This is a genomic window from Bacillus sp. JJ1533, assembly GCF_036965045.1.
Classification (GTDB): Bacteria; Bacillota; Bacilli; order Bacillales; family Bacillaceae_L; genus Ferdinandcohnia.
The window spans coordinates 116,185-126,116 of record NZ_JBALOV010000031.1; the positions used below are offsets into that span (position 1 = coordinate 116,185).

Sequence of the window (9,932 nt, forward strand, 5' to 3'; positions counted from 1 at the left end):
GAAAATCAAATGACACAAAAAAATAAATTCCCAGAAGGTTTTCTATGGGGCGGAGCGATTGCTGCTAACCAAGCAGAAGGAGCTTATTTAGAGGATGGAAAAGGATTAACAACTGTTGATTTATTACCTCACGGAGAAAAGAGACGACCAACAATGGTAGGGAAACTTTCTTCGTTCACTCCACTTAAGGATGAATTTTATCCGTCACATGAAGCAATTGATTTTTACCATCGCTATAAGGAAGATATTGCCTTATTTGCAGAAATGGGATTTAAAGCACTGCGCGTATCTATCTCTTGGGCACGAATTTTCCCAAATGGGGACGATGAAAATCCCAATGAAGCTGGGCTACAGTTTTACGATGATTTATTCGACGAGTTATTAAAACATAAGATTGAGCCAGTTGTAACACTCGCTCATTTTGACGTGCCAGTTCATTTGGTTGAAAAGTATGGAAGCTGGAGAAATAGAAAAGTTGTAGACCTTTTTGAAAAGTATTCGATTACTGTTTTTAAAAGATATAAAGACAAAGTTAAATATTGGATGACGTTTAATGAGATTAACATGCTTCTACACCTACCTTTTGTTGGTGCAGGGCTTGTATTCAATGAAGGGGAGAATCAGGAGCAAATAAAATATCAGGCTGCACATCATCAACTTGTTGCAAGTGCATTAGCGGTAAAGGCATGTCATGAAATTATCCCAGGTGCCATGATTGGCTGTATGCTTGCTGCAGGTATGGTTTACCCATACACATGTAATCCGGATGATGTGAAAGCCGCAATGGACAAGGACCGTGAGAATTTCTTCTTTATTGATGTACAATCACGAGGTGAATATCCTGGCTACGCAAAGCGCTTTTTTAAAGACCATGATCTAAATATCGAAATGGAACTCGGGGATGATGAGCTGTTAAAGAGATATACAGTTGATTATATCGGGTTCAGTTATTACTCTAGTAGAGCAACTAGTGTAGATCCAGAAGTATTAAAAAATATGACAAGCGGAAATGTATTTGGTTCTGTTTCGAACCCTTATGTTTCAAAATCCGATTGGGGTTGGACGATTGACCCGAAAGGATTCCGTATCACTGCAAATCAACTATATGATCGATACCAAAAGCCATTATTTGTAGTGGAGAATGGCCTTGGAGCTATTGATGAAGTTAATTCAGATGGGGAAATTCATGATGATTACCGAATTGATTATCTAAGCAAGCACATTGCTCAAATGGCGGAAGCAATTGAGGATGGGGTTGAGATTATTGGGTATACTAGCTGGGGACCAATCGACATCGTAAGTGCATCATCTGGTGAAATGAAAAAACGTTATGGTTTTATCTACGTTGATCGCGATAATGCTGGTAATGGAACCCTTAATAGAATCAAAAAGAAAAGCTTTGACTGGTACAAGCGTGTTATTGCAACTAATGGTGAAGAGCTATAATCATTATGATTTAAATAGGCAAGACCTAAATGAGTAGTGGTTTTTTAAAGTCAAGATCCTACTTGTTTAGGTTTTTTCACATATAGGTAGAAGGCAAAACCCTTCATTTCAGTAAAGTATAATGGTAAAGTAAGTAATTAGAATTGTCTATTTATGTAATAGTAAAGTAGATAATATAGGCGAAAGGGGTTTATCAAATGAGCAAATATATTGGGTATGTTGGTACCTATACAAAAGGGGACAGCAAAGGAATTTATTCTTTTACGTTAGATACCGATGAACAAAAAATAACAGACGTAAAACTTGCAGCAGAACTAGGAAATCCTACATATGTAACCGTTAGTCAGGACAATCGTTTTCTATACTCTGTGGTAAAGGATGGAGAATCAGGTGGTGTCGCGGCCTACTCTGTAAATCACCAAACCGGTGAGCTTAAGCTACTAAATAGCGATGCTTCAGAAGGGGCATCCCCTTGTCATGTCAGCGTGAACAAAGCAAACAACCAAGTTGTTACGGGTAATTATCATAAAGGTACAATCGAGTTGTATTCAGTGAATAGTGAAACTGGAAGCATCGAGTCATCCCAATCAGTGGTTGCACACGAAGGCAAAGGGCCACATGAAAGACAGGAAAAACCTCATACCCACTTTACCGGTTTTACTCCAGATGAAAAATATGTTGTTGCAATCGATTTAGGGATCGATAAGCTTATTACATACGAGATAAAGGATGACACTTTAAAAGAGGTTAACAGTTTATCTGTTCGGCCAGGAAGTGGCCCAAGACATATTGCTTTCCATCCAAACGGAAAATATGCTTACATCATGACTGAGATAAGTAATGAAGTTGTTGCTTTATCCTATGACAGTAGTAATGGTAGCTTTACTGAGCTTCAATATATCTCAACAATTCCTAATGATTTTACGGAAAACAGTCAAGGCAGTGCGATTCATATTTCAAAGGATGGAAAATTTATCTACGCTGGAAACCGTGGACATAACAGTATTGCTGTCTTTGAAGTAAATGAGGCTACGGGTGAACTAACACTTGTTGAAATGGCCTCATCAGAAGGAGATTGGCCACGTGATTTTGTTATTGATCCAACTGAAAAATTCATTGTAGGTTCTAACCAAGAATCAAGCAATCTCGTGTTATACGCAAGGGATGAAAAAACCGGTAAACTTACTTTAATTGATTCGGACATAACTGTACCATTTCCGGTATGTGTAAAGTTTTTACATATGTAAAGAGAGTACCTTGACGGGAAGGAGAACAAGTTGATTAAATTAGTGTTAACGGATATGGACGGAACGTTCTTGAACAACAGTGGTGATTTTAACAGGGAACTGTACAAGGACGTCAAAAAGATTATGAAACGAAAAGGAGTTGTCTTTGCTCCTGTTACAGGCAAACAATGTGAGCGCGTTGAAGAGCTATTTGGTGAGGATGCAGAAGATCTATGGATTCTAGGAGATAGCGCTACTCGAATTAAGCATAATGGCGTATTTGTTTATGAATCTTTGCTAAGTAATCAATTAGGACTGGAAATTATCCGCTTGCTAGAGGAAATAAGCCTCGAACATACAATAATTGCGTGTACGAAAACGGGAGCTGTTATTAAAGATAATATACCTTCTGAAGAAGCTGCGATTGTCAGAAAATCCTATGCCCAAGTAAGACAAGTCTCTGATTTCAACGAAATAACAGATGACTTTGTTAAGATTACCATTCATGACCCATTGTTAAGATGTATGGAAACGAGAGAAAAATTAGCTCCATTTTTTGAGTCGGCATATATTGTTGCGTCGGAAGCGGCATGGATTGATATAGCCAATACTAATGTTCATAAAGGGACAACCGTTGAACACTTACAGCGTAAGTTGAATGTTACACCTACAGAAACAATGGCATTTGGAGATGGCTTTAATGATTTAGAGCTTATGACTCGTGCCACTTATAGTTTTGCTGTTCGAAATGCCGTTCAAGAATTAAAGGATGCGGCAAATTTCATAACTCGTTCAAACGAAGAAGATGCAGTCATGAAAACAATTATTCAAATGCTATCTTTACAGGAAGATAAATAGTTAAAAGTGATCTGATATGAATAATGAAAACAGCGAAGATAGTTTTCGCTGTTTTTTACTACTTACAAATGCCCTCTTTTTGAACAGTGTTATAACCAAATTGTATACATACTGTAATATATTTGAAAATATAAAATTGATAGTAGGATAGTAATATGCTACTATACTATTATAATAGGAAGCGTTTTCAGCGTGGTGATGGAGTCATCTAGGGGAGGATGTAAGATGGAATACAGTCGGGGCAGAAAAAATGAGAGGGGTACAAGAAGAGAGTTTGTCTACTCTTATTTATATAATCAAATCATTGAATTATCTTTAAAACCGGGTTCTCCTATTTCAGAAAGTGAAATTGGGGCCCAGCTTAATGTGAGTCGAACACCAATTAGAGAAGCCTTGATGCAGCTTGCAAAGGAAAATTTAATTGAAATACGCCCCCAGATCGGGACGTTTGTGTCATTAATTGACCCTAAAAACATTGAAGAATCAAGATTTGTGAGAAAAGCAGTTGAACTAGCAGTTATTCGTGAGGCAACTGAAAAGCTCACCGCTGAAACATTATATAAAATGGAAAAAAATTTAACCATGCAGGAAATTGCTTTAAGAGAAGGAAATCATAAGGATTTTTTAGCATATGATGATGAATTTCATGAACTCATCTACAATGGGTTAGAAATGGACCGAATTTGGCAGGAAATTGACCAAATGAATGGACAGTACAAACGGGTTAGAATGTTACGTTTAATCAAAACAGATGCTTCGGATTGGGAAATTATTTTGGATGAACATCGATCCATATTTAATTCCCTAAAAAATAAAGATGTTGTAGCGGCAGAAGAAGTTGTAAATGAGCATATCACAAGAGGGATTGCACATTTGTATGAATTTAAGAAGGAGCAACCCGATTTTTTTAAAAAAGAAGGTATTTCAATTTATTAGGGAACTAACAAACCCACCCATCCCAATGGATAAGTAACCCGTTCGGTTCAGAGGGAGAAAACATAAATTTGCATACTAATTTGAGGTACAATTTGCATAGCGATTTGTACCTCATTTTTTATTGAAATAACAACCTTTATTGATTATTTATGGTTCAATTTGCAAGCTATTTTGCATAGCAATTTGTAGTATCGCATAAATTTATGTGGCCTTGCAAATAGGCGTGCATTTTATGGTACAATTTGGCATGTTAATAAATGTAATTGAATATAGGATGTGAAATCGTTGAAATTCATCGAACCATTAAATAAAAACGCTGAAGCGATGGACTAGCATATCTCTTAGAGGGTTAGAAACTATCGATGGGTTAGTTGAAGACGAAAACACACCTTTATAATAAATTAGAAAGAAAATGCAAACAAAAAAGCAAAGTCAGAATGTCTCTTCCTTTGCAAGAACCTAAATAAACTTTTATTTTGAAATCCTATCTCCGTATTTACTATTTGATAAAATCTCCTTCGCAGATAATAGTGTCCAGTCTCTGACCGGGGTGGTGGGATTCTTTTCTAAAAAGGAATTCACTATTTGGTATCCAATCTTGTAGTTGGTCCAACGGGGGATTCCTTTGTTTGGATTTCCATTATGATAATCGTGATATAATGAACGGTCAAGGTCAATTGACCATAAATCTTCTTCCAAATCCTCCCATACCTCTTTTTCTTTTTGGGCTGAAAGTGGTTCAATCCACGGTATAGTAATATCGGGGTACAGACTTTTTGCAAAAGTGTCCGCTTTACCTTCAAGAATTATTGAATCTAATAAAGTGTTATGCCAGTTTACATTTCCGCTCTCCATATAAATAGTATGATGATATTCATGTGCAATAGCATACTCCAACAAATCCTCTTTAAATGAAGATGGGTCGATCCGTATTATGATTGCATCCTTACTAACTGCTAGCCCAGAAACGCCACCCATTAAATTGATACCATACATGTCATCCGGATTAGGAGGAAATAAATACACAGTCTTATTCTCGCCTGGAAGGGTATTAGATGATTTAATCAAGGCTTGTTCTATTGTTTTATTTATTTCATCTTGATTATTAATTAGAGAATATACAAATTCCTCCAAAGTTTTAATGTCTTTAGGAGTTGCAAAAGCCCAATGGTCCTTTAGCCAAAACCCCTCTCCTTTACCTATAGTATCTAATTGAAATGGTTCGACAACTTTTTGATAGTAATGTTCTTCCATCTTCTCGTGTTGTTCAATTTCTGAAACGCTTTCTATGTAATCTAATACTTGAGTATAAAAGGGTATAATTTTAAATTCCTGATTGCCATTCTTCACAATGATGGGGTTCTTAATATTTAATTCTTTAGGTGATTCAACTTCAATTGTTTTATTAGTACAACCGATAAGTAATACAGCAATAACGGAAAATATGAAAAAAAGAATTAGTCTTTTAATTTTAATCACCACCCAATTTTAAAAACTATTTTTAGTATACTCTAAATTTTCCTTTTCTTCCAATTATTGTACAAATGGATTGATATAATTCTATCGCCATTAATTGCATACCTGTTACTTTAACCATTTGAAATGCAATTAAGGAAAACATGTTAAAGTTTGTGGAGTAACGTGTGCTTTAGTCGAAGAATAATTAAATAACTCTAACATAAAAAGGCATTGCGAGTTGCAATGCCTTTTTATTGTTTCACATGTCCTTTACATTTTGGACTGTAAAATGATACGCAAAAGTCAGGACTTTTGATATACAAAATTAACTACAAATACTATTTTTCTCCCTGTCAACCGAACGGGTTAAATGGATAAGTGGGTTGTGTTTTTTTAATCCATTTCCTTTCGAAGCTCTTCCATTTTGCTGATGATGAGTGGATAGAAGTTTTTTTGTGCGCTTGTCGTGGAGTTTCCTCCGAAAAACCCTGTACCTGGACAGGTCTTCACATTATAGTCAGGACCTTTGTCCAATACTCTTTCTCCGTTTCGCAAATCCCACCAATGATGATAGGTCAGACTGTCAATCGAAGGGATTAATTCAAATTTAAGGCTTAGAACAGCATTGACATAAATAATTGTGTCACGTTGTTCCTTCGTCATGACATCGTGACCGATATCAAAATTTCCAAGGTGTTCTATTGCAATTCCGACAGAATTGGCCTTACTGCCTATGGTGCCTTCGGGAGCAATATGCAGTGGCCTTGAGACAGCAACCTTCCCATCAGGAAAGGTCGTGATATTTTGGGCAATATGCTTCCAGCCCATTGTATTTTTATGATATTTTTCCATTCCAGTTAAAAGCACGAAATGGTTGTCGCTGTTAAATCGGCTATAATCAGGTATCCATGTATGATGTTGTTGGATGAGGCTGATTTTTCGTTTGATCTTTTGATTCATGAGCCAATCCTTAAACTCTTCCTTCGTCATTAAAATATGTTCCCCTTGCATGTTCATCTTTTTCGGGACAATTTTAAGAAGTTGCCCAGGGATAACCTGCTCGGATGAAAGTCCATTTGTTTTTATGATTTGCTCAGTGGAGGAATGAAATCGGGAGGCGATCCCCTTTAAGGTATCACCGGATGCGATTTCATAGGAAAAAGGAACCCAAAGCCTTTGTCCGACAACAAAAATATCCGATTGAAGCCCATTCGTTATTTTTAATTCATCAACCGTGGTTTTAAATTTCTTTGCTATCCCAGATAATGTGTCACCAGCTTGAACGACATAGAGATTTTCATGGCCTTTTGCACTGGTATGAATCGGTGAGCATAATACACTAAAAATGACACCGATGGTCAAAGCAATTCTCATTTTCATGGCTCGTTTCCTTTCGTCATTATTGTTATTAGTTTGTAAAACAAATTTAATATTATGCGATTTGGGTAGTTGGGTGTGGTTTCTTTTCCATTTTTAAAGGATAATGATGACCAGAAAGAGAAGTTTTACTACGAAGTATATAGTATTAATCCGACCTCTTTAAAAGGATGTTCAAAAAGTCCGGTAAAAATGACACATCGATAGAGGAACTTCGACTAACTACCGACACTTCCTGTGTCGAACGTCGAAGTCACCACATCCTGTGGAAGCTCGTTGGCTTGCTTTTCCGTTGCTCACGTATTAACAGCATACGTTCCGCTACTCAAAGCTGCGCCGCCTCGAACTTCTTGGTCCTTTTTATCCTCCTTTTTGAACACGAATTTTTAGGAGTTGGCAATGGGCGGTTAGGAGGATAAAGTCATGCTTGAGTTTGAACCATACATAGATCAATTTGCGAGTATAAAAGTAGTAGGTGTTGGCGGTGGAGGAAATAATGCTGTCAATCGTATGATTGAAGCAGGGGTAGAAGGTGTTGAATTCATTGCGGTGAATACGGACGGACAAGCCCTTAATCAATCAAAAGCGGAAGTCACCATTCAAATTGGGGCATCCTTAACACGTGGGCTTGGAGCAGGTGCCAATCCGCAAATCGGAATGAAAGCTGTTGAAGAAAGTGAAAAAGAGATTGAAGATGCTTTAAGGGGGGCCGATATGGTCTTTGTCACAGCTGGAATGGGCGGTGGCACAGGAACCGGAGCAGCGCCGGAAATTGCAAGAATCGCGAAGAATTTAGGTTCGCTGACAATCGGTGTTGTAACTAGACCATTTCGATTTGAAGGCCGCAAACGAGCTGTCAATGCAGATGCAGGAATTGATGCAATGAAGGAAGCTGTCGACACGCTGATTATCATCCCGAATGAGAAATTATTGGAGATTGTCGACAAGCGTACACCGATGATTGAAGCATTCCGAGAGGCTGATAATGTTCTTCTTCGAGGAGTCCAAGGGATATCGGACTTAATTGCTGTACCGGGTTTAATTAATCTTGATTTTGCTGATGTAAAAACTGTTATGTCTCACAGGGGAACAGCTTTAATGGGAATTGGTATGGCAAAAGGGGATGGACGTGCTATCGAAGCAGCACATAAGGCAATCAATAGTCCGCTTCTTGAAACATCGATAAGTGGTGCACGAGGTGTTATATTAAATATTACAGGCGGAAGAAACTTAAGTCTTTTTGAAATTCAGGAAGCAGCTGACGTGATATCTTCAGCCACACATGAGGATTTAAACATGATCTTTGGGTCAGTAATTAATGATAACTTAAAAGACGAAATCATTGTGACCGTCATTGCGACAGGATTTACGGAAGAGTAAGGAAAGAGGCACCTTTTTAAAGAGGTGCCTCTTTGATGTTTACGGGAGAAGATAACCTGCAGCTAGGAAAATGCTGTACCAATCTTCACGTGATAATTGAACCTCACTTGCTTTTACGGAATCCTTTAGGCGTTCTATATTCATCGTTCCGATAATTGGCTGCATGTTTGCTGGATGACGCAGTAACCATGCGATTGCAATCGTTGTATTAGATACACCATATTTCTCTGCTATTTCGTCAATTTTTTTATTTAATTCGGGACATTTTTCATTGCCAAGAAAAGGTCCTTCAAAATAACCATATTGGAATGGGGACCATGGTTGAATCGTAATTTCGTTTAGGCGGCAATAATCAAGCACATCTCCATCACGGTTAATGGAGGAGTCGACTTGCATATTAACCGTTACACCATTTGCGATCATATGGGCATTTGGAATGCTAAGCTGCAATTGATTTGCAACAATTGGCTGCTTTACATATTTTTTAAGTAGCTCGGTTTGCATTGGTTTTTGGTTAGAAACTCCGAAATGACGAACCTTACCAGAAGATTCTAGTTGATCAAATGCTTCCGCAACCTCTTCAGGCTCTACAAGGGCATCTGGACGATGTAAAAGCAAGACATCTAGATAGTCTGTTTTAAGGCGTTGTAAAATGCCATCGACTGAATCTAAGATATGTTCCTTAGAAAAGTCAAACATTCCTTTTCGAATCCCGCATTTGGATTGAAGAATGATATTTTCACGGACATCATCATTCATATGTATAGCGTCAGCAAATATTTCCTCGCAAGCACCACTGCCGTAAATATCAGCGTGATCAAAGAAGTTTGCTCCAACTTCTAAAGCGGTTTGGACAAATCTTTCGGCCTCAGGCTTTTCCAAAGAATTAATTCTCATGCAGCCTACGGCAACAACAGGTACCTCTAATGAACTCGTCCCTAGTTTTATTTTTCGCATATGACTTACCTCCATTTTAGAACTTTTAATACTGTTTCCTCTTTCTAGTCTACATATTTAATTATTGAAAGGAAAGTCTAGAAATAAGGAGGTTTTGTGATGAAACGGTTGTTCATGTTATTACTGTTATCGTTCCCATTGTTTTTTGTCATGGGCTGTGGAGATGACGAAAGGCCAGAAGAAGGCGAGGACATCGAGGAAATCGAAGAAGAAGATGAGATTGGTGATGGCGAGATTGATGATGAGTAGAATGTAAAAAAGCGTTCCTCCTTAGTGTAAAGTGTACCCTTTGTA

General features: G+C 37.7%; 8 protein-coding genes and 1 pseudogene. 6 read left to right on the forward strand and 3 right to left on the reverse strand.

Going from position 1 to position 9,932, the window contains the following annotated elements; genetic code table 11:
* The first annotated feature begins 9 nt into the window (after window positions 1–9).
* The 4 genes from ascB (at window position 10) to V7138_RS16650 (ending at window position 4,466) form a co-directional block, all read left to right on the forward strand.
* Window positions 10–1,446: a 6-phospho-beta-glucosidase gene (ascB, locus tag V7138_RS16635; RefSeq protein ID WP_335399343.1), complete on the forward strand. Its 1,437-nt coding sequence runs from the start codon at window positions 10–12 to the stop codon at window positions 1,444–1,446.
* Window positions 1,447–1,643: 197 nt separating this feature from the next.
* Window positions 1,644–2,693, forward strand: a complete 1,050-nt coding sequence (locus V7138_RS16640; protein WP_335399345.1) for a lactonase family protein — start codon at window positions 1,644–1,646, stop codon at window positions 2,691–2,693.
* Between the two features lie 30 nt (window positions 2,694–2,723).
* Complete coding sequence (locus V7138_RS16645; RefSeq protein WP_335399346.1) at window positions 2,724–3,530, forward strand: HAD family hydrolase; 807 nt, start codon at window positions 2,724–2,726, stop codon at window positions 3,528–3,530.
* A 225-nt stretch (window positions 3,531–3,755) separates the two neighbouring features.
* Entirely contained in the window at window positions 3,756–4,466 is a 711-nt protein-coding gene (locus V7138_RS16650; RefSeq protein ID WP_335399348.1) for a GntR family transcriptional regulator, read from the forward strand.
* A 471-nt stretch (window positions 4,467–4,937) separates the two neighbouring features.
* On the opposite strand, the gene V7138_RS16655 is transcribed toward V7138_RS16650, so the two are convergent.
* Together V7138_RS16655 and V7138_RS16660 are read right to left on the reverse strand one after the other, a co-directional pair.
* The gene (locus V7138_RS16655; RefSeq protein ID WP_335399350.1) at window positions 4,938–5,945 is read right to left on the reverse strand and encodes a DUF2268 domain-containing protein; all 1,008 of its coding nucleotides are present in this window, start codon (window positions 5,943–5,945) and stop codon (window positions 4,938–4,940) included.
* Between the two features lie 372 nt (window positions 5,946–6,317).
* On the reverse strand, window positions 6,318–7,304 hold the full coding sequence (locus tag V7138_RS16660; RefSeq protein ID WP_335399352.1) for a LysM peptidoglycan-binding domain-containing protein: 987 nt from the start codon (window positions 7,302–7,304) through the stop codon (window positions 6,318–6,320).
* 420 nt (window positions 7,305–7,724) lie between these two features.
* Here V7138_RS16660 and ftsZ point away from each other — a divergent pair.
* Window positions 7,725–8,678: pseudogene (gene ftsZ, locus V7138_RS16665) on the forward strand (cell division protein FtsZ); the annotation flags it as partial.
* Window positions 8,679–8,720: 42 nt separating this feature from the next.
* Here the strand turns inward: ftsZ and V7138_RS16670 are convergent.
* Window positions 8,721–9,638 (reverse strand): aldo/keto reductase, encoded by a 918-nt coding sequence (locus V7138_RS16670; protein WP_335399354.1) that lies wholly within the window; start codon window positions 9,636–9,638, stop codon window positions 8,721–8,723.
* Between the two features lie 99 nt (window positions 9,639–9,737).
* On the opposite strand from V7138_RS16670, the gene V7138_RS16675 reads away from it, so the two are divergent.
* Window positions 9,738–9,887 (forward strand): hypothetical protein, encoded by a 150-nt coding sequence (locus V7138_RS16675; RefSeq protein ID WP_335399356.1) that lies wholly within the window; start codon window positions 9,738–9,740, stop codon window positions 9,885–9,887.
* Window positions 9,888–9,932: the final 45 nt, after the last annotated feature.

Excerpts from the sequence above, each read along its gene's own strand:
- ascB (WP_335399343.1), top strand. The coding sequence starts at position 10 with ATGACACAAAAAAATAAATTCCCAGAAGGTTTTCTATGGGGCGGAGCG.
- V7138_RS16640 (WP_335399345.1), top strand. The coding sequence starts at position 1,644 with ATGAGCAAATATATTGGGTATGTTGGTACCTATACAAAAGGGGACAGC.
- V7138_RS16650 (WP_335399348.1), top strand. The coding sequence starts at position 3,756 with ATGGAATACAGTCGGGGCAGAAAAAATGAGAGGGGTACAAGAAGAGAG.
- V7138_RS16660 (WP_335399352.1), bottom strand. The coding sequence starts at position 7,304 with ATGAAAATGAGAATTGCTTTGACCATCGGTGTCATTTTTAGTGTATTA.
- V7138_RS16670 (WP_335399354.1), bottom strand. The coding sequence starts at position 9,638 with ATGCGAAAAATAAAACTAGGGACGAGTTCATTAGAGGTACCTGTTGTT.
- V7138_RS16675 (WP_335399356.1), top strand. The coding sequence starts at position 9,738 with ATGAAACGGTTGTTCATGTTATTACTGTTATCGTTCCCATTGTTTTTT.